General features: G+C 39.7%; 17 protein-coding genes. All 17 read right to left on the bottom strand.

Annotated features, from left to right (window positions below):
• Nucleotides 1–215: 215 nt before the first annotated feature.
• The 17 genes from MHI35_RS07290 to MHI35_RS07210 all read right to left on the bottom strand — a co-directional run bounded on the left by MHI35_RS07290 (nucleotide 216) and on the right by MHI35_RS07210 (nucleotide 20,659).
• Nucleotides 216–1,154 carry a sugar-binding transcriptional regulator gene (locus tag MHI35_RS07290; RefSeq protein WP_012009879.1) on the bottom strand — a complete coding sequence of 313 codons (939 nt, stop codon included), beginning with the start codon at nucleotides 1,152–1,154 and terminating at the stop codon, nucleotides 216–218.
• A 151-nt stretch (nucleotides 1,155–1,305) separates the two neighbouring features.
• Complete coding sequence (sigG, locus tag MHI35_RS07285) at nucleotides 1,306–2,085, bottom strand: RNA polymerase sporulation sigma factor SigG (protein WP_003211879.1); 780 nt, start codon at nucleotides 2,083–2,085, stop codon at nucleotides 1,306–1,308.
• A 143-nt stretch (nucleotides 2,086–2,228) separates the two neighbouring features.
• On the bottom strand, nucleotides 2,229–2,948 hold the full coding sequence (gene sigE / locus MHI35_RS07280; protein WP_007499746.1) for an RNA polymerase sporulation sigma factor SigE: 720 nt from the start codon (nucleotides 2,946–2,948) through the stop codon (nucleotides 2,229–2,231).
• Between the two features lie 58 nt (nucleotides 2,949–3,006).
• A complete protein-coding gene (spoIIGA, locus tag MHI35_RS07275; protein ID WP_151022464.1) occupies nucleotides 3,007–3,936 on the bottom strand; it encodes a sigma-E processing peptidase SpoIIGA in 930 nt (309 codons plus the stop codon).
• Between the two features lie 238 nt (nucleotides 3,937–4,174).
• A complete protein-coding gene (locus tag MHI35_RS07270; protein WP_335349120.1) occupies nucleotides 4,175–7,663 on the bottom strand; it encodes a S8 family serine peptidase in 3,489 nt (1,162 codons plus the stop codon).
• Nucleotides 7,664–7,954: 291 nt separating this feature from the next.
• Complete coding sequence (ftsZ, locus tag MHI35_RS07265; RefSeq protein ID WP_335349119.1) at nucleotides 7,955–9,100, bottom strand: cell division protein FtsZ; 1,146 nt, start codon at nucleotides 9,098–9,100, stop codon at nucleotides 7,955–7,957.
• Between the two features lie 33 nt (nucleotides 9,101–9,133).
• Nucleotides 9,134–10,456, bottom strand: coding sequence for a cell division protein FtsA (gene ftsA, locus MHI35_RS07260; RefSeq protein WP_044141988.1), 1,323 nt, complete (start codon nucleotides 10,454–10,456; stop codon nucleotides 9,134–9,136).
• 159 nt (nucleotides 10,457–10,615) lie between these two features.
• On the bottom strand, nucleotides 10,616–10,984 hold the full coding sequence (locus tag MHI35_RS07255; protein WP_003210988.1) for a small basic family protein: 369 nt from the start codon (nucleotides 10,982–10,984) through the stop codon (nucleotides 10,616–10,618).
• Nucleotides 10,984–11,709, bottom strand: a complete 726-nt coding sequence (locus MHI35_RS07250) for a DUF881 domain-containing protein (RefSeq protein WP_211063874.1) — start codon at nucleotides 11,707–11,709, stop codon at nucleotides 10,984–10,986. Before MHI35_RS07250 ends, MHI35_RS07255 begins: the two co-directional genes overlap by 1 nt.
• Nucleotides 11,710–11,729: 20 nt before the next feature.
• Entirely contained in the window at nucleotides 11,730–12,419 is a 690-nt protein-coding gene (locus tag MHI35_RS07245; RefSeq protein WP_003211621.1) for a DUF881 domain-containing protein, read from the bottom strand.
• A complete protein-coding gene (locus MHI35_RS07240) occupies nucleotides 12,416–13,195 on the bottom strand; it encodes a cell division protein FtsQ/DivIB (protein ID WP_144523461.1) in 780 nt (259 codons plus the stop codon). Before MHI35_RS07240 ends, MHI35_RS07245 begins: the two co-directional genes overlap by 4 nt.
• Before the next feature lie 127 nt (nucleotides 13,196–13,322).
• On the bottom strand, nucleotides 13,323–14,234 hold the full coding sequence (murB, locus tag MHI35_RS07235) for a UDP-N-acetylmuramate dehydrogenase (protein ID WP_003212095.1): 912 nt from the start codon (nucleotides 14,232–14,234) through the stop codon (nucleotides 13,323–13,325).
• A gap of 31 nt (nucleotides 14,235–14,265) precedes the next feature.
• Nucleotides 14,266–15,360: an undecaprenyldiphospho-muramoylpentapeptide beta-N-acetylglucosaminyltransferase gene (gene murG, locus MHI35_RS07230; RefSeq protein WP_144523462.1), complete on the bottom strand. Its 1,095-nt coding sequence runs from the start codon at nucleotides 15,358–15,360 to the stop codon at nucleotides 14,266–14,268.
• Nucleotides 15,361–15,557: 197 nt separating this feature from the next.
• Nucleotides 15,558–16,658 (bottom strand): stage V sporulation protein E, encoded by a 1,101-nt coding sequence (gene spoVE, locus MHI35_RS07225; RefSeq protein WP_003212197.1) that lies wholly within the window; start codon nucleotides 16,656–16,658, stop codon nucleotides 15,558–15,560.
• Between the two features lie 59 nt (nucleotides 16,659–16,717).
• Entirely contained in the window at nucleotides 16,718–18,064 is a 1,347-nt protein-coding gene (gene murD / locus MHI35_RS07220) for a UDP-N-acetylmuramoyl-L-alanine--D-glutamate ligase (protein WP_392387445.1), read from the bottom strand.
• Nucleotides 18,065–18,073: 9 nt separating this feature from the next.
• Nucleotides 18,074–19,048, bottom strand: coding sequence for a phospho-N-acetylmuramoyl-pentapeptide-transferase (gene mraY, locus MHI35_RS07215; protein ID WP_144523464.1), 975 nt, complete (start codon nucleotides 19,046–19,048; stop codon nucleotides 18,074–18,076).
• A 135-nt stretch (nucleotides 19,049–19,183) separates the two neighbouring features.
• Nucleotides 19,184–20,659, bottom strand: a complete 1,476-nt coding sequence (locus MHI35_RS07210) for a UDP-N-acetylmuramoyl-L-alanyl-D-glutamate--2,6-diaminopimelate ligase (protein WP_144523472.1) — start codon at nucleotides 20,657–20,659, stop codon at nucleotides 19,184–19,186.
• Nucleotides 20,660–20,665: the final 6 nt, after the last annotated feature.

Raw genomic sequence — 20,665 nt, 5'->3', positions numbered from 1 at the left:
CTCGGGTAGATTGCTAGAAATATAATCTGAAACTTTTAACAAATGTTATAAAAATTAACAAAAATCTGTTTCTTGTAACATTTGTTATTTTATTTATCATTTGTTATGAACTTAGTTTATATGATGTGTCAACTTTGTGTCAAGCTAAAATCGATAAAATTTTCAATCTTTTTGAGTCTAAAGACTCAAAAAAACTACCTAATATCATTAGGTAGTTACTTTAATAAGGCATCTCCAGTTCGTTCATCGGTAATTAATACATGAATTAATCCACCTGCTAATGCCGCCCGAATGGCTTCAATTTTCTCTTCACCGCCAGCGACACCTATGACAAGCGGAATTTCTTTTAGCTTTTGCGGGCTTATGCCCATCACCCGGTCGTTCCATGGGTGGGGATATACTTCCCCTTGATGATCAATAAAGTTATAGCAAATGTCACCTGCTACATCTTTTGCTTGAAGGATGTCCTCTTCGCCGCTTGTCATATACGATTTCACCATTGTTGAATGCTGCGGGACACCACCAATTCCGACAACCGCGATATTTGATGATTCTCCTAGTTCAATGACTTTTTTAATTGACGGCTGCCGGATCAGGACATCTTTCGCTTCTTTCGTATCAAGCATGACGGGTACATGTAAAAACTCACATTTAGATTTGAGTGCTTCTGTGCATCTCGCAATAATATAGTTGGCGTGGATATCAACGTCTTCATTTCCAACACCTCCGACAAGCGGAACAAATGTCACGGATGGATAGTGCTGAACAGACGTAAGCGCTTTCGCCATTTCATGCAGCGTGGTCCCTGAGGAAAATCCAATGACTTGACCATCTTTCATCACTTTTAATAAAAAATTTGCCGCCGCGGCTCCGATTCGGCTTTTGGTTGTGTCTTTGCTGAGTGTTTCCACACAGACAACTTCTCTCAGTCCATATTTGCGTTCTATTTTTCTTTCTAACGATCCATACTGTTGGTTGACTTCATCATGAATAATGATTTCCACGATTCCTGCTTCACGTGCTTTTGCCAAATATTTCGATATGAGCGAACGACTAACCCCAACCGCTTCTGCGATGTTAGATTGAGTGGCGCCTTCTTCATAATACATATGCGCAACCTTAATGAGCAGCCTTCTTTCATCATGGAATGTCATAATAACCCTTCTTTCCGCTTAAGTGTTCCCTAACAAATGCTATTTAAAATAACATTTGTTAAAAACAGATTAAATGAAAAAAATAACAGAGTCAATACTAGAAGCGTGTTCTCTCATAAGAATGAAAAAAGCCGCACATGAAGCGGCGGCTTTAAAAGATGTTTTTATTCATTTGTTTAATGGCTGCTTTTTCAAGCCTCGAGACTTGTGCTTGAGAAATTCCGATTTCCTCAGCGACTTCCATTTGCGTTTTGCCTTGGAAGAAGCGTTTGCGAAGAATCATTTTTTCCCTGTCGTTCAACCTGCGCATGCCCTCTTTTAAGGCCAATTCTTCCACCCATTGTGTATCTTTGTTCCGTTCATCACTAATTTGATCCATCACATAAATCGGATCTCCTCCGTCATTATAGATCGGTTCAAACAAAGAGACAGGATCTTGAATCGCATCTAGGGCAAAGACAATTTCCTCATGAGGCACTTCCAGCACTTTGGCAATGTCTTCTGCAGTTGGCTCCTTGCTTGTCTCACTAATCAGCCTCTCTCGGACCTGAAGTGCCTTATAGGCAATATCTCTTAGTGAGCGAGACACCCGAATCGGGTTGTTATCACGCAAGTATCGACGGATTTCTCCTATGATCATAGGAACCGCATAAGTTGAAAATCTGACATTGTGGCTTAAATCAAAATTATCAATTGATTTCATTAATCCGATACAGCCTACTTGAAAGAGATCATCGACATACTCGCCTCTGTTGTTGAAACGCTGAATCACACTTAAAACCAACCGTAAATTTCCATTGACTAGCTTTTCTCTTGCTGTATCGTCACCCTCATCTTGCAGCTGTCTGAACAATTTTCTCATCTCGTCGTTTTTCAGAACAGGCAGCTTGGAGGTGTCGACTCCGCAGATTTCCACTTTATTTCTGGACACTTTTTTCCCTCCCTACAGGAGCTGTTGTACAAAGTTCAGTATCTCCTTGGGTTGGAAAAATATGCACGAGCGATGACGAGAATCATGAGAAAAAAGGTTGTTTCCTTTGACAGTACAGGGACAGAGCTTTTCAAAAAAATTTTTTAGACCATTTTATTAAATTCTTTTTGTAATCGTTTAATGATTCTTTTTTCAAGCCTCGAAATATAAGACTGGGAAATCCCAAGCATGTCAGCGACATCCTTTTGGGTTTTTTCCTCACCGCCAACTAAGCCAAATCTTAGTTCCATGATCTGCTTTTCGCGATCATTTAATTGCTCGAGCGCTTTTTTCAACAATTTTTTATCTACATTTGCTTCAATATCACGTGTGATAATATCATCATCTGTTCCAAGTACGTCTGATAAAAGCAGTTCATTTCCGTCCCAATCAATGTTGAGCGGCTCATCAAACGAAACTTCTGATCTGATTTTATTATTTCGACGCAAGTACATCAAAATCTCATTTTCAATACATCTCGACGCATAAGTTGCAAGCTTGATCTTTTTTTCTGGGTTAAATGTATTGACTGCTTTGATCAGACCAATGGTTCCGATACTAATCAAATCCTCAATATTAATACCTGTGTTCTCAAATTTTCTTGCGATGTAAACGACTAAACGTAAATTTCTTTCAATTAAAATCGCCCTTGCGGTTTGATCACCCTTTGGTAATTTGACAAGCAGCTCCTGCTCTTCATCCTTTGATAAAGGAGGCGGTAGCGCTTCACTTCCACCAATATAATATATTTCATCACTCTTTAGACCTAGCTTCATAAGGAGTTTATACCAGTAGTAAGTGAGTTTAAATTTTAATTTTTTCATCTTCTTCTCCCTTCTAAATGTCAAGTTGACCTCGTAAGATAAAAGACATCACCAAAAACTACGACACCCCCTGGATGATTTTCCCGTCTAACATATCTGGATGAATGATGGATTGAAATTCCTGATCTGCCGATAAGCCGCTCAGACTCAACCCTACAAAACACTTAGCTGGCTGAATCATATGCGTCTTTGAATAAATGACAACTGTATCTGGTTTTAGGCATAGTAGAAAACCGTGATCATGACCGACTGCTCGATATGGAACAAGTCTTAATCGATCAAGAAGAGGAAATTGATCATCGATCTTTTGCATGACTTCAACAGGATGAGACTGTTTCATGAGGTCTATAAACGATTCTCCGCAAATGGCCGTTAGATGGTCGGCCTGGACGATCATGACCGGTGTTTTGGTCATAGGATCATACAGCTGGTTGCCAGAATCGACGAGTCCCTTTAAACGAATGGTCTCTCCGTGAATGTGTAGTTCCACAAGCACTTGTTCATCATACTGTCTTTTTTTCGTACCAACCTCTCCTAATCTTTTCTTTGAAAACAGCCAAATTGCAGGAAACCCAGTTAAAACAAAAAGCCAGCTAATCGGATCACCAAAGCCACCATTTTGTGAAATCAGCAGACCATTTTGAATCACTGTATTGGTTTGCAAAAATGAATGAACTCCGATCATGCCTCCTCCCATCAAAAATGTTACAAAGTAAAAAGCAAACAGATTTTGAAAAAAGGAACGAAATCTTTGAAAACCAAAGGTTGCAAGAACGATCAAAACAGAAAAAAGTAGTTTGCCTAAAGGGTGTGACACAACCATTGCAAATGGTGTAAAGAGCAAGAGAACAATGCTCGATCCAATGAGAGCTCCTAACATATATCGCCTTTTTTTTACTTGTCGTTTGAGAATAAATGCAGTGAGTAAGAGAAGCAATAGATCAAAACAAAAGTTTAACAGCCAAATGACATCTAAATAAATGACCACCTTCTGCTCCTTTCATCTGAAACAAAGAATCAAAAGCAGTACTTGCACTTGTTTGTACCAGTATAAAACAGTCATGAGATGGAAGTCTGTCAATTCTTGTTGGGGATGATAGAGAACTTTTGGTGGATTGTTATTGTTTTTGTCGAGGATTGAGGGAGAGTATTTTTCTGGACGAGCCTTCAAACCATTGTTTGAAAGAAAAAAGACACGCTCCTAGAAGTCGTGTCTTTTGTTTAAGTTACTTTTCATTGATATTTAATGTGCCCGAAGCTTTTTGTCTTGTGACATTTCCATAATCATCTCGCACAATCACCTCAATGACCGCACCTTTTGCTTTAGCGGTAGAAGTAGCAGTCCAGTACCCTTCATACGTACCGCTCGATACTTCGCGAAGCGGCAGCTCTGTGGTATTTTGAAGCTTTGATCTCGCGTTTGTCAGCGGCATGTGAATGACAAACGTTGCGTCTAGCTTTTCTCTGCTGTGGAATGAAATTTTAACAGACTCCCCTGATGCAAGATGGACATTCTCTGCTGGAGTCAGCTCAGAAATTTCAGGTGCCTCATATTGAACATCGATATTGATTTTTTTAGTCGTTTTGTTTCCTGCTGCATCTTTCGCTGTGACCTTGATCGTATTTTCTCCGTTCTCAAGCAGTATTCTTGCGGAATATGTCCCATCTTTTGTGGTTGCCTTTTTTCCATTTACGGTGACTTGAGCAAGATGATCATCTGTGACCTTTCCTTCTACAGTGAGCGATTCTTTATTCGTCTTTTTCCCTTTTTTCGGTGTATCAATGGTGAGCACTGGAGCTGTTTGATCAATGATCACCTTTACTGGTTTGGATCGTTTTGTTGCGCCTTTATCCGTAACAGTTGCAGCCGTGAATACATGCTCTCCACTTGAAACTGTAACCTTTTCTTTGAAAACGCCTGACTGATCTGCTTTCACTTTGGCAATCTCTTCATCGTTTTGATAGATCGCTACATCAAGCCCAGGAGAGGCTTTGCCTTCAATTTCTAGTTCATCTTTGTTCGTAATGATTCCTGCCTTTGGTGATGTAATCTCTGGCACATCTGCTTCATAGTCAACAAGCGCACGAATCATATAATTCCCCTCTTCTTTTGGAGAAGGAGAAAAAGCACCGCTTGTCAGCTGCCAGCTTCTTTCAGCATTTGGTCCATCCTCATCAGTTGCAAGGCCTGGAGATTCGGTATTCTTTTTCGTTTGAATATAGACAAGATAGAAATCTCCATCCACCGTAATGGCTTGGTCTTCTAAATCTATTTTTGTCCATTCACCATTACGTAGCGCATTTGCTTTGAGAGGTCCTGCTATTTTTTCCCCTGGAGCTCCGTTCTTCCCAGAAGCGTCATACACTTCAACCGCAAATTCATTCCCTCCAGGAGCTGGCCACTCTGATGACCAGAATCGGAAAAGCCCTCCTGTCAGTTGCGCTTGTTTCTTCCCCTTTTCTAGTGAAAACTTCACAGCCCAGCCATTGCCTGGATCATAGAAGGCTCTCGCATTTTCAGCTGTACCGTCATCATAGCCAATTTCACCAGCAAATCCGATGAATGGCTCTAGCTGAATGGCTTTTTCCACCGGCTTTTCTGTCACATCTGCTGTAAAAGAATATCCTTTAAACCCTTTGGCAAATACTTTGACGGTATAGACACCGCTCAATGCCTCTAGAGAAAATTCGCCAGATTCATTTGTTTTCACCGGCTTAATTTTCGCATCCTCTACAAGATAAACCGTTGCATCCTTTACTTTTTCACCCGTTGTTTCGTTGGCAATTGTGCCAGATATCGTTCGTTTCTTTAGTGGCTGTAAGGCAAAATTCGCCTCAACCGTTTCATTTGAAGAAATATGGACGGTTTGTGTGCGTGATTCAAATCCGTAAGCTTCCGCTTTCACTGTGAATTCTCCTGCACTATGAGGAAGCTGATATCTCCCTGTCGCTTCATCTGTGTACGTTGACTTGCCGCTTTCAAGAACACTGATTTCCGCTTTCATAGGAAGAGTTTTGATGGACGGAGTAGCTAGATTTTTTTCTTTTTTCATTTCTTTTTTATGTGGATGTACAGCCTTATTTTTTTTAGGCATGGCTTGATCTGGTATTTTCATCTCATCTAAATGAACATCTTCGTTTGTCACCTGTCCTTCAATCATGCCAATTCCATCTGTTAATGCCGTAATTGCCTCTCTTGCATCAACTAAACCTGCCCCATAGCCATTGTTAGGGGATTCCGGGAATTGCTGATCAGTTAACGGCTTCGCAGTATCAATCAGTATTTGTTCAATCTCTTCAACAGAAAGATCTGACTGTACTTGGCGAAGAAGAGCCACAACAGCTGACACATGTGGACCAGCCATCGACGTCCCGTTCCAGCCATCTTCATATCCTTTCCCAGGAATGGATGAACGAATGTTTACCCCCGGAGCCGAAATGTCTGGTTTCATGACGCCATATGGAGACGGACCTTGCAGTGAGAAAGACCCCAATTTATTATTTTGATCCGTAGCGCCCGTTGCAAAGGCCTCTTGATAGTTCGCAGGATTCGCAATGGAGCCTTCACCACCAGGGTTGAATAAATCGGTATTGCCAGCTGAAAATTCTGGGAAGATGTCTGCGGCTCTCCAAGCATTGACGACATCCTTATACCAATCATCAAGGCCAGGCCCACCGCCCCAAGAATTATTGACGACATCTGGTGCCTTTTCTGGATGTGGGTTTCCCGCGTCATCTTTTGGTGCTAAAATCCACTCACCTGCATCAAGCAGATCAGCATCTGTACCACCATCTTCTGAGAAAGCTTTCACCGCAATCCATTTTGCGCCCGGTGCAACTCCGATTTGATTCTTTCCATCTGGCTCAGAGCCAACCATCGTTCCTGTTACATGGGTACCATGCTCTAAATCATCATATGGTGCTTCAGATCCTGTCGTAGCATCGTACCAATTGAATTCATGCGTTGGTTCATTCGGGTGTGCTGGATCAAACCCGCGGTATTTTTCCTTTAAAGCAGGATGATCCCATTCCACTCCTGTATCAATACTTGCCACAACTGTACCAGTACCGTCATAACCTAAAGCCCATGCGTCTGGAGCATGAATTTGAGAAATGTTCCACTCGACTCCATCTACTGCTTTCATTTGTTTTTTTTGCTTCGTCTTCAAATCAACGGGGCGGTGAATTTGACGGGTTTCATTTGGCAGCACTTGATCTACTTCTGGGAAGGCAGCCACCTTTTCCATGACTTCTTTCGTTCCCGTCACCGCTAGACCATTCACAATATAGTACGAATGAATCTCCTTCACTTGCTTTTTCTTTTTCTCTTTTTGTAAATACGTAAGCAGCGCTTGCTGCGTCTCCTCAGATGTTGCTCTTAATTCGGATACAACAGCTGATCTTTTTGTGTATTGTGTTTTAGCCGCTGTTAATTTCTGTTTTTTGGCTTTGGACACCGCTTCCTTCGCCACTTTTTGTGTATTTGTTTGCTCTTTCATTTTGATTAAAAAAGTCACCTGATCATCCTGCTGAAATTGTTTCATTAATCTAGATGAGATCTTTGCTTTTGTTGTCTTAGAGGAGACAGCTTCCTCCTGATATGAGGTAGAAGTCGATTTTGCTTGAACCATCCCAAAGCTTGTCATCGTTAAAGTACCAATCACCAAAAGACTCATCAAACGATAGCCGGCGGTCTTGCGAAACTTCAATTTCAATCAAATCCCTCCTCCTCAAATGGCCAAACAGAGTATAGGTCTCACTCCTTTCCTTCTATTATTCGTGACAAGATTCATGTTGTTCTATTTAATGTAGTCAAATAAAGTTCATCATTTTGTCGTTTTTTGTAAGAGGGAGTAAAAATGATTCTTTTTTCTTAAACACCATAAGTCAAATTACACATGGAAGTTGAAATGACTTTCTCTCATTTAAGACTTTTTAATTAAATTCTTTATACGCCTTAGACATGAAAAAACCCCTTCCAATGGAAGGGGTTAAGCTATACTTGATTAGCGTTTATTGCGGTTGCGTAAGAACGTTGGAATGTCTAGCGTATCATCACTTGATTGTGTATTTTGTCTAGACTGAGGTGATGGCTGTTGATGTTCCTCGCGTTTTACTTCACGTTTTTGAGGAATGGATTGATTTTGCTTTAATCCTTGTCCTAATGGGTTTCTTTGTGATTTTGTCACTTCTGGTTCTTGCTCAATGAATCCAGTAGCGATCACAGTCACCACAATTTCATCCTTCAAGTTATCATTGATGACAGATCCAAAAATCATGTTTACATCTTCGTCAGATGCAGAAGCCACAATATCTGCTGCTTCTTGCACTTCATAAAGACTTAGGTTCGTACCACCCGTAATGTTCATGATGACGCCTTGAGCACCATCAATCGCTGTTTCTAGAAGTGGTGAAGAAATGGCTTTCTTCGCAGCTTCAGCAGCACGATTTTCGCCTGTAGCGACGCCAATCCCCATCAGAGCCGATCCTTTATTAGACATGATTGTTTTCACGTCAGCAAAGTCAAGGTTAATCAGACCTGGTGTTGCAATCAAATCGGAAATCCCTTGAACACCTTGTCTAAGCACGTTATCTGCCGCGCGGAACGCTTCCAGCATTGGCGTGTTTTTATCAACAATTTCAAGCAAGCGATCGTTTGGAATCACAATTAATGTGTCAACTGCTTCTTTCATAGAAGCAATTCCTTCTACTGCTTGAAGCTGACGTTTTCTTCCTTCAAATGTGAAAGGACGAGTCACAACTCCAACTGTCAATGCACCAGAATCTTTTGCGATTTTTGCAATGACAGGTGCAGCACCCGTACCAGTTCCACCGCCCATACCAGCTGTAACGAAGACCATGTCTGCGCCTTTTAATACTTCTTCAATCTGCTCTTTGCTTTCCTCAGCAGCTTTTTTACCGACCTCAGGATTAGCACCTGCTCCAAGCCCTCTTGTCAGCTTAGCACCGATTTGCATTTTAGTTTCTGCTTTTGATAGATTTAATGCCTGTGCATCAGTATTGACTGCAATAAAATCGACACCTTGTACGTCATTTTCGATCATTCGGTTAACAGCGTTATTCCCGCCGCCACCTACTCCGATTACTTTAATTGATGCTAGGCCGTCTATATTTGTTTCAAACTCCAACATGCTGAATCCTCCTAATCCGTCGAAAATCTAATTCTATTCCCAGAACATATTAAATAGTTTTTTCATTTTGCCCGGTTTTTTATTTGTCTCTTGTTGTGCTTTTTGTTTTACTTTCGGTCTTGGCTGCGCTTCTTTCACTTGTGGTGCAGAAGAAACCGGCTCCATGGATGCGCCTACTTCATGAAACGCCTCATCTGGCATTTGGAATCCAACCTGTCTGCCCTGAATCTTTGCATTGCGATAAGCAAAGTGGATCAGACCCACTCCTGTCATATATTGAGGCTCTCTCACCCCGATATAATTCGGACTTGCAATCCTAACATTGTTTTGCAAAACCGTTTGTGCAAGAGAAAGAATACCTGGTATGGCTGCTTGTCCACCTGTTAGAACGAATCCACCAGGCAAATCATGCACATCCATATTTCTTAATTCCTCTGCAACAAAGAGCAAGATTTCTTCCAGCCGCGCTTCAATAATGTTGGCTGCATCAAGCTGTGTATACGTTTGTTTTTGATCGGTACCAATCACAGACACTTCAAATGTCTCCTCAGTGGATGCCTCATCATAAAACGCATGTCCAAATTGTTTTTTGATTCGTTCAGCTTCTTCTGTGGAGGTTCTAAGTCCTATAGACAAATCTTTTGTTATGTTCTCTCCGCCCAAAGGGATACTGTGAGTAGAATAGAGATGCCCGTTTTCAAATACGGAAATCGTTGTAGATCCGCCGCCAATATCGACAAGAGCTACCCCAAGATTTTTTTCATCTTTCGATAATGCTGCTGAGCCCGATGCGAGTGGCTGCAAGCATATATCCATAATTTCAATTCCAGCTCTTTCTACACATCGGAGCCAGTTATGTAGAATCGTTTTAGAACCTGTAATTAACGATCCTTCCACCTCTAGCCGAACACCAAGCATTTTTTTCGGATCTGTGATCTCATCTCTTCCGTCGACGATAAATTGTCTCGGAATCACGTCTACGACGAGATGTTCTTGAGGAATAGATACTACTTGTGCAGCATCTAAGACACGTCTCACATCTTCAGCATGTATTTCTTTGTTTTCACTAGATACTGCGACTACGCCGCTCGTATTCTGAATATGAATGTGGTTTCCGTTAATTCCGACAATCGCCTTTTGTAAAGGAAAACCTACCATTCTCTCAGCCTGTTCAAATGCTTGTCTAATAGAATGAACTGTCTCATCTATATCAACAATCGATCCTTTTTTTAACCCCTCTGAAGGGACATTTCCAACACCTATAATGTTAAGCGAATCATCCGCCATTTCTCCGACGATGACTTTTATATTGGATGTACCGATGTCAAGGCTGACGTAAATTTCATTGTTGTTCATTCTATGGCACCTCCTCACATATCAATACTTTCTATTCTATTATTTGCTGAACAACAATACAATGAATGTGGTTTTACAAGTGTGTAACAAAACTTAAAAAATCAACATTTTTTATTAGGATTACTGAAAATATTCGTTACATCATATGTATATCCTTTTTTATGACTCACTTTTTTTCTTTTTTTCTCTAGAAATTGTCCATTTTGTTAGTAGAATTCTTCTAATAACTGCTATATTTTGAAACAATCTAACGCCGAATGCAAACATTCCGACTAAGTACAAGTCTACACCAAGATGGACGCCCAGAAAAGCTAAACTTATTGCCAGTATAATATTAAAGAAGAAGCCTGATACAAACACTAGTTCATCGTATGCCCCTTGCAGATGTGCCCGGATTCCACCAATCAATGTATCAAGCGCAGCAAGTACAGCGAGGGAAAGATAATTGGAATACTCATTCGGTATCGTAAAATTAGTTAAGAAACCGATCGCAACTCCTATGATTAAGCCCAGTACAGGAAGCCACATTAAGATTTTCCCTCCTTTACATCGTCAAGAGGCTTCAATTCGTTTACTTGAATTGCACCGTCATATGCTTTTAAGTGAATTTTTTTCTTCGGCTGGCTTATACTCAAGCTGAAGTTTTCCTGAGCAAACAAGTCACCAATATCTGATACATTTAAACGGCTGTATAATTTGTCGGCCTGCTCACCAATCATTTTAATGGTGACTTCATCACTATCTAAGCTGTAGCCATCCATTTTTGTCGTGCCATTAATATCTCGAATCACACTTGTATTAATGACACGGCGATCATTGATGGAAATATGTTTTGCCCCAAACATATTGGCTTCATTAATTAACTTTTTCAGAAGATCAGGTGGGATATTTTTCACTTCTTCTCCGGTCAGATCCTTGGAAAAAAGCTGAGAAATTTCAACTTCGATCCCCTCCCCTTCCACTTCTGTAAAACCAGCCTTTTCTTTTAAATCTTTTAACGTTTTTGTTAATTGTGCTTCTTTTGATCGATCTCCTTGATGACCATATTTTTTGAGCATCTCCTCGTATTTATCAATTTCTTTTAATAAATCCAATTCCTTACTTTTAGATGCAGATAAATCCTCTCTCAGTTCCCACACATCACGAGTATCTCGAACTTCGGGCTTTTGTAAGGAATTGAATTGGATGGAGACCATGATGCCAAATATGATCATTAAAACTGTTAAACTAAGTAAAGGCTTCTTTTTCCTCAACACCACTCACCTTTTCACTTTTAATCTTTGTTTCTTAAAAGAGGGTTCATACGAATATCCGTTTTCTCAATCGTCATTGAAATGTGATCACTTGTCAGCTGATCGACCACTCCCCCTGCAATATTTAAAGCAGGTATTAATACAGCTGGATCACCAATAGCAGATATGACAAATGGTGCTGGATGCTGAACACCATCTACTGTGACAACTGGTCCGTTACAATGTATGTATGATTGGTGTGTGATTCTTTGTCCATTAATAGATACAGCAGAAGCACCTGATATAAATAGTTCGTTTATCACATGAAAAATGTGGCTCTCATGCACAATGTAATTATTGACATTTTGTCCACTCGGGATATAAGATGCATCTTCAAGAGACACTTTTACCCCTTTTCCTTTTACACCGATCTCTCCTGTAAACATTCTGTATTTCTCAACATCTTCCAGTACATTAAAATACTGCTCTTTTTCATTTTTCAAATTGGACTCTGTTGCTTGTACCTTTGATTGAAGACTATATAATTCTTTTTCGAGTTTCTGATTCGCCTTTTCTTGCGTTGTGAGCTGACTTTTCAGAGAGTATTCTTTTTTCCATTGCTCTGTCCGAATGACATCTGCCTGATGCTGCTTTGTATATTGGTATGAAAAAGAAATCAGAAAACCAAGAACAAGCATGACAATTGAGAATATTACTGTTTTGCCTCTCAACGCTCATCTTCCTTTTTCTTAGATTTAAACGCTTCGAAATACGTAGCGACTTCCATATGGATTGTGCCTTTTTCAGATGAAGAAAGTTCTTTTACAATGGCTGGATAGGTTTGCATTTTATCACCGAATGTTTTAATTGATGCAATCACAGTGTTTCCGTCATTCATATAAAATTTAACTAGCCACTTATTTGAATTGGTCGGCACATAATATACTTCTGAGATGAGTTCCTGAATAGAGGCTGGCAGTTGATTTAAAGATTTAACAGTTTGCTTCAACTTCTCCTTATTGTCCCAATCGACAAATAGAGGTCCTGCATGACTCGGTGTCACTTCTTCTGGTAAAGTGGTCCCGTTTTCAAGAAGCTCATAATATAGATTTCCCTTTTGAAGATACGCAATATTTGCATATTCTTTGACAGCAATACTCACTTTATTTGGGAAATGCTTTTTAATACTGACACTTTTAATCAGTTTATTTTGTTTAATATGATCTGCTGTTACATCTTTATTTAAATTCCAAAACTCTGTTTCGCCTTCTTTAATTTGTGAAAGTTTAACAAGCTGTTTTGTTGAGACATGCTCGTTACCTGTGATGGTTAAAGAAGAAATTTTGCTGATAGGTGTCTGCAAATAAATAATAATTAAAACCATGATAAAAAACAGTAGTATAAAAGAGATCAGTCTCCGATTCGCTTTTTGCTTCCTTTGTTCTTTAATTTTAGGAATTCGCTCTTCTATATTGACGATCTTTTCATTTTCATGATCAGGCCGCATATATACTCTTCACCTCATTCAAAGCTGCTTGTCCACACCTTTGGATCATCATTTTGATGAGAAAACAAACGGCATTCTTTCATGCCGTTTGTTTTCTTCTGATGTCATCATTCATAAAAACTACCTGTTAATTTTCTTCACCGATAATTTCTACTTCTGTATGCATCTCTACGTTGTAGTCTTCTTTAATTTTCTTTTGGATGAACTGAATTAAGTCCAGTACGTCTTGAGCAGTGGCTCCACCAGCGTTGACAATAAAGTTGCCGTGCATATCAGAAATTCTAGCTCCGCCGATTTGGTATCCTTTTAAATTCGCTTTTTCTACAAGCTGTCCTGCATATTCAGGCAGCGGATTTCTAAAAATACTGCCAGCACATGGCCGATTATAAGGCTGGGTTTCTTTACGATAATCTTTATTTTGCTGCATTTTCTTTGTGATTTTCTCGCGGTCATCCTGCTTGAGCTTAAACACAGCTTCTAGAACAATACCAGGTCGTTCCTTTTGTAGGACTGACGTTCGATAGCTAAAATTCATTTGTTCATTTGTGAGCCACTCGATGCTACCATCTTCAAATAAGATTCTGGCTTTCACAAGGATCTTACTGATATCAGATCCATGTGCACCTGCGTTCATATAAACAGCGCCGCCAATAGATCCCGGAATACCAGCTGCGAATTCCAGTCCTGAAAGACCCTGTTTACTAAGTGATGTCGCGAGTCTTACGACAGAGTAGCCGCCGCCGACTGTAATTTCTTCATCATTTACAGTTAGGTGATCGAGTCCAGCACCCAGCTTTAGGACAACTCCCCGAATACCTTTATCAAGGACAAGTAAATTTGATCCTCTTCCAATGACCGTCCAATTGGTATGATGTTTTTTCACATGATCCATGATCGTTTTCACTGCATCGATATCTTTTGGGATGATCAAAAGATCTGCTGGTCCGCCTATTTTCATTGTTGTATGATTCGCAAGCGGCTCATTTTCAAGTACTTTACCAACTTGCGCTTCTAATAATTCATTCTTCAAGTTCTCCATATTACCCTCCGCCTTACCTAATATCATTCCATCATGTAGTCGTTATTTCTTTTAACACATTATATAAACGTGTAGCCGCATCTGGTACTCCGAGTTCTTTCGTTAAACGGCTCATTTGGGTGAGCTTTTCTTCATTACCAGCAATTTCATCAATGGCATGAAGCAGACGATCCCCTGAAAGCTCTGATTCTCTTAAAACAATCGCAGCATCATGTTTTTCAAGTGATCTTGCATTGACTTCCTGATGATTTGCCGTCACGTATGGGCTCGGAATAAAAATGGTTGGGATTCCAAGAGCCGTTACTTCAGCAATTGTTGTAGCTCCTGCTCTTGCAACAATCACATCGATCGATTTCAGATACTCCGGCATTTGATGCAAGAAAGGTTTTGTGATCATGTTAGATGCTGAACCTTTTTCCTTTAGTTCATTCAACACTTTTTCATAATGAATCTCGCCTGTGATATATAAAAGCTGGTAGTTTTTAGACTTTAAATCATCTTGCATTTCAATCACTGCTCTATTGATAGGAGCAGCACCTCGGCTCCCGCCGAAAATAAGAATCGTTTTTTTCTTTTCATCGAGCCCAAATTCTTTAAGAGATTTCCCCTCTTTTATAGAGACGACTTCAGAGGCTCTAGGGTTTCCCGTAAATACAACCTTTTCAGAAGGAAAATGCGCCTTTGCTTCATCAAAGCATATGGCTACCTTATTAACATATCTTGCTAGGAACTTATTTGTAATACCAGGCAGGCTGTTTTGTTCGTGTATAATAGTTGGGATCTTCAGCTTAGAAGCCGCATAAACCACAGGACCACACACATAACCGCCTGTTCCAATAACCGCATCAGGCTTGAATTCTTTTAAGTAAGATTTGCTTTTTTGAACGCCTTTTAAAAATCTCATCACCGTTTTGACGTTATCAAAGGAAAGTTTTCGTTTAAAACCTGAAATTTCTATCGCCTTGAAAGGAATATTTTCTCTTTCTACAATTTTCTTTTCAAGTCCATTTTCAGTACCGATATATAAAAATTCCACATCAGGATGTAGTCTTTTCACTTCTTTAATAAAGGCTAAGGCCGGATAAATATGTCCGCCTGTTCCACCTCCACTGATTACTATACGCATTATACCATTTCCCCTCAATTTTTTTCTGCTCTGAACAAAGTATAAACCCTGTTTTAAACAACAGGGCTCCCTTAAAACCTGTAAAGAAGAGTCAAAATACACGTTTTCAAAACAAAAACTGTCATTTTCGATCTTCAAATCATTTTTTTATACTTTTGCAAAATAAACGTCAGCATGGTTTCATTAGCTTCATCGAGCTAATATCTTGCGTACCTGCTGACATTCAGAAGTACGCCAATGGCCATCAGCATTAATGTCAACGATGAGCCGCCATAACTAAGGAATGGGAGCGTGATACCTGTCACAGGAATAAGTCCAGTTACAACTGCGATGTTAATCATTACTTGAATAGCAACCATTGAAATAATTCCAACTGCTAGGAAACTCCCATATAAGTCCGGAGCTCCAAGTGCTATTCGTATGCCTCTCCATAATAGAACACTAAAGAGGAGTAAAATGAGTGATCCCCCTATAAAGCCAAGCTCTTCAGACAATATCGCAAAGATGAAGTCCGTTTGAGGCTCAGGTAAATAGAAGAATTTTTGTCTACTTTGACCAAGTCCCATTCCGAACAGACCACCTGGACCAACAGCATATAAGGATTGAATAATTTGAAATCCACTGCCTAGTGGATCTTCCCAAGGATTTAAATAAGATGTAATTCGTTTGATTCGGTAGGGTGCTGATAAGACAAGTGCAGCAAACCCGCTGAGCCCTATAAGACCGAGAAATATAAAGTGAGCAATTCTCGCACCTGAAACAAATATCATAATAATACAGGTTCCAACCATCACCGTTCCTGTTCCCAGATCCGGTTGAAGCATAATGATGGCAAATGCAGAAAATACAATGCCTAAAGCTGGGGCAAAACCTTTGCGAAAGGATGTGATATTTTTTTGTTTTTCAGATAAGAATTTTGCAAGAAACGCAATCATCGCAAGCTTCATAAATTCAGAGGGCTGAATACTGAACGCACCGACACCGATCCAGCTTCTTGATCCATTTCTCTCCATCCCGATGCCAGGAATAAGTACAAGTAGCAAAAGGAGAAAACAAACAGCAATCAATATCTTTGACCAAGTGCGCCACGTCCAATAATCGACTCGCATAATGAAAAACATTGCGATAACTCCGATTCCGGCAAACAACAGCTGTCTTTTTGCAAAATAAAACGAATCATCAAATTTATATGATGCCCACACAGCACTAGCGCTGTACACCATAATTAAACCAATCGTCAATAAAAGTAACGTAATGACAACAAGCAAAAAATCCGGAGAAGTTTTCTTATTCGTCAAGAGACCGACACCCCAAGCATAATTTCATTTGGGCTGTCAGTCATACGAGAGACAAGCCCTTATTTAAGCATATGCACGGCGTTTACAAACATGTCTCCACGTTCTTCAAATGTTTTATGTTGATCCCAACTTGCACAAGCCGGAGATAATAAAATCACGTCTTCTTCTTCAGATATGTTAAACGCCGCAGGTACTGCTTGTTCAACATTATCGACATGTTTTACATGATGTATTCCAAGCTCTTCACCAAGTTTCACAAACTTAGGTGCAGTCTCACCAAATGTGATAATTCCTTTTACATGTTTCATAAAAGGTTTCAACTCATCAAATTCATTGCCTCTATCAAGTCCACCTGCTAACAAAATAATCGGTTGTTCGAAGGCTGACAATGCTTTACTTGTTGCCAAAATATTGGTTGCTTTACTATCGTTATAAAACTTACGACTCTGAATTGTATCTACAAATTGCAGTCGATGCTTCACTCCACCAAATGTCGTGAGAACGTGAACGATTGCCTCATTTGAGCAGCCTGCATTTTTCACAACACAAATAGCTGCCAGAATGTTTTCTTGGTTATGCTCACCAGGAAGGACAACATCCTTTACATCAATAATATGTTCATTCATGTAGTAAATTGCACCATGTTGAATAAACGCACCATGTTCTACTGGTTCTTTCACTGAGAAAAACACTTTTTTTGCTTTTGAACCTTCTGCTAGTTTTACTACCGAAGGATCATCTAAGTTAATGACAGCAATGTCATCTTCATGTTGATGTGCAAATACTTTCTGCTTTGCTTTTTCATATTCTTCACGAGTGTGGTGATAGTCTAAATGTGCATCAAAAATATTTAATATTAAGCTGATCTTAGGTCTAAATTCAACTGTTCCCATTAACTGAAAAGAAGAGAGTTCCGTTACGATCCACTCATCGCCATCTGCATTTGCAGCGACTTCACTGGCAACTGTTCCAATATTACCTGCCACTAATGTTTTTTGGCTGTCTTTTTTCAGCATTTCATAAATTAATGTCGTGGTAGTGGTTTTTCCATTCGATCCAGTAATCCCAATAAAAGGAGATGAGGTTAAATGATACGCTAATTCTATTTCCGTCCAAACTGGAATTTGGCGGCGAAGCGCTTCTTGAACCATCACATTTTCATATGGAATTCCTGGATTTTTAATTAAAATTGTAATGTCTTTATCTTCAAATATACGAAGAGGATGACTGCCACAAACGACATCAATCCCCTTTTCAGAAAGTAGCTGAGCAGGTTCATTCTCTTCAAATGGTTTTTGATCATTTACCGTCACATTTACTCCATGTTCATGAAGAATTGTAGCTGCCGCATATCCGCTTTTAGCAAGACCTAATACTAGTACATGTTCGTTTTTTAACATTTGCATCTTATTCAATTATAACCACACCTCGATGTAAATTCCTAAAACAGCAAGTAATAAACCAGCTGTCCAGAAGGTGACAACTACTCTCCACTCTGACCAGCCAACTAACTCATAGTGGTGGTGAAGCGGACTCATCTTAAATATTCTTTTGCCAGTTGTTTTAAAGGAGATGACTTGAAGAATAACGGATAACGTCTCTACAACAAATACTCCACCAATAATGACAAGTAAAATTTCAAGCTTCGTTAAAATCGCAATTGCTACAATGGCTCCGCCTAATGCTAGAGAACCTGTATCACCCATAAATACTTTTGCAGGATGTGCGTTAAACACTAGGAAGCCAAGGACGGCTCCTGCAACAGCTACTGAAAAGATCGCTACATCATATTGCGATTGATTCCAAGCCAGTATAGCAAATGCTCCAAAAGCAATAGCAGCGGTTCCAGATAAGAGACCATCCAGTCCATCTGTTAAGTTGACGGCATTAGAACCTCCGACAAGCATGAAGACAACAAGGATAAAGTAAGCCCATCCTAAATCAAAGCTGACGTCTGTTCCTGGAATGCGAATTGTCGTTGCAAACTGATAATAATGGAAAACTCCATAAAAGATCACAGCGATCACAATTTGACCGATTAATTTCTGTTTCGATGTTAATCCAAGATTTCGTTTCATCGCTACTTTAATATAATCATCTAAAAATCCTAATAGGCCGTAACCAAGTGTGACAAATAACAGTAAAAACATTTCTGGACTAATCTCAGAAAATTTGTTGATCATCACAATTGTTGTAATAGTGATAGAAAAGATAATCATGATGCCGCCCATTGTCGGCGTGCCAGATTTCTTTTGGTGCGACTGCGGGCCCTCTTCTCTAATACTTTGACCAAATTTTAGTCTTCTTAAAAACGGTATAAAAATCGGGGATAAAAGAACACTGATTAAAAATCCCATTATGATTGTAAACAATATCACCTGTTCAAGCATTGTTCTTTACTCCTTCCGAATTTCCAAAGCCGTTTTCCATCAGAAAATTGCATTCATTATTATGGTATTCATTCTTGTTCTTCGTATGTTGTTTTTGTACAAAATGCTTCATTTCATTACACTCTTTTCATCATTTTAAGATTTGTTTAGGTCTAAAATAGCGTCAACAGCAATTTTTGCATCATCGAAGTCATAGACTTGATCCCCAATAATTTGATAGGTCTCATGGCCTTTACCCGCTATTAGGACTGTATCGCCTTTTTTTGCATTGGCAATGGCAAAGAAGATCGCTTGTTTCCGATTCACAAAGCTATGATAATATGCGTCTGGCACCCCATTTTCCATATCTTTCAAGATGACTGAAGGATCTTCGCTTCTTGGGTTGTCTGACGTAAATACAGGTTCATCTGCATATTTCACAGCAATTTGAGCCATTTGAGGACGCTTTGTTTTATCACGATCGCCACCGCAGCCAATCACACAGAAAATTTTGCCCTCTGTTAATTCTCTACACGTTGTGAGGACATTTTCTAAACTGTCAGGTGTATGCGCGTAATCGACGATGACGGGGAAATCTTGATCGCAGTTTACAAGTTCAAATCTGCCTTTGACTCCTTCAAGCTCTTCAATCGCACTCACGATCGTCTCAAATGTTAAGCCAGATACGATCCCAACTGATACAGCTGCAAGGATATTATACACATTGAACTTCCCGACGAAGGCAACCGTCACTTTCTTGGTGCCAATTGGAGTGACCAAATCAAATTGAGTTCCCTTCGGCATGATTTGAATATTTTTTGCCATGACATCTGCTTTTTGCTCTAAGGCATACGTCATGACTTCAGCAGCTGTGACTTTTTCAAAATAACTCGAAGCCTCATCATCTGCATTTAAAATCGCATGCTTCGGTTTATTGTGATGAAAGGCACTTCCAAGCTGAGAAAACAGCAAGCTTTTCGCATGTTTATATTCTTCCATTGTGTTGTGATAGTCAAGATGGTCCTGTGTAAGGTTTGTGAAAACCGCAATATCATAATCACATCCATGTACTCTGCCAAGATGGAGGGCATGTGATGATACTTCCATGATGGCTGTGTCTACATCTTGATCAAGCATCTGTTTAAACGTTTTCTGAAGTGTGACACTTTCAGGTGTGGTGTTTTTCACATCGAGAATGTCATCATTCACTTTCATATACATCGTACCGATTAAGCCTGTTTTCTTTTCGGCTTTTCTCATCATTTGTTCAATCATGTGTGTTGTTGAGGTTTTTCCGTTTGTGCCAGTGATCCCAATGAGATTAAGCTTATGAGTGGGCTGTTCATAAAACGCATCAGCTATTCTTGCAAGTGCTCTTTGAGAGTGTTTCACAATAATGACTGGTACATCTGTTATGTTAAGAGGGTGTTCTGCTACAATGGCTGCAGCCCCGCTTTTTACCGCTTTTTCAGCATAATCGTGTCCATCTACTGTATAGCCTTTTATACAGACAAAAAGGCTTCCCTCTTTCACCTCTCTTGAATCCATTTCAATGGAAGTGATATCAGGATTTTCGTTTATCAATTCATTGTTTTCACTTTTAAAGTATGTAAGCAGTTCTTGTAATTTCATTTTCAT

It is taken from the genome of Bacillus sp. FSL K6-3459 (assembly GCF_038003305.1).
GTDB classification, from domain to species: domain Bacteria; phylum Bacillota; class Bacilli; order Bacillales; family Bacillaceae; genus Bacillus; species Bacillus pumilus_O.
This window is presented reverse-complemented; position numbering and strand designations above follow the sequence as displayed.

What these genes read in the sequence shown, in the direction of transcription:
- MHI35_RS07290 (WP_012009879.1), bottom strand. Translation starts at nt 1,154, where the DNA reads ATGACATTCCATGATGAAAGAAGGCTGCTCATTAAGGTTGCGCATATG.
- sigE (WP_007499746.1), bottom strand. Translation starts at nt 2,948, where the DNA reads ATGAAAAAATTAAAATTTAAACTCACTTACTACTGGTATAAACTCCTT.
- ftsZ (WP_335349119.1), bottom strand. Translation starts at nt 9,100, where the DNA reads ATGTTGGAGTTTGAAACAAATATAGACGGCCTAGCATCAATTAAAGTA.
- ftsA (WP_044141988.1), bottom strand. Translation starts at nt 10,456, where the DNA reads ATGAACAACAATGAAATTTACGTCAGCCTTGACATCGGTACATCCAAT.
- MHI35_RS07255 (WP_003210988.1), bottom strand. Translation starts at nt 10,984, where the DNA reads ATGTGGCTTCCTGTACTGGGCTTAATCATAGGAGTTGCGATCGGTTTC.
- MHI35_RS07240 (WP_144523461.1), bottom strand. Translation starts at nt 13,195, where the DNA reads ATGCGGCCTGATCATGAAAATGAAAAGATCGTCAATATAGAAGAGCGA.
- murB (WP_003212095.1), bottom strand. Translation starts at nt 14,234, where the DNA reads ATGGAGAACTTGAAGAATGAATTATTAGAAGCGCAAGTTGGTAAAGTA.
- murG (WP_144523462.1), bottom strand. Translation starts at nt 15,360, where the DNA reads ATGCGTATAGTAATCAGTGGAGGTGGAACAGGCGGACATATTTATCCG.
- murD (WP_392387445.1), bottom strand. Translation starts at nt 18,064, where the DNA reads ATGCAAATGTTAAAAAACGAACATGTACTAGTATTAGGTCTTGCTAAA.
- mraY (WP_144523464.1), bottom strand. Translation starts at nt 19,048, where the DNA reads ATGCTTGAACAGGTGATATTGTTTACAATCATAATGGGATTTTTAATC.
- MHI35_RS07210 (WP_144523472.1), bottom strand. Translation starts at nt 20,659, where the DNA reads ATGAAATTACAAGAACTGCTTACATACTTTAAAAGTGAAAACAATGAA.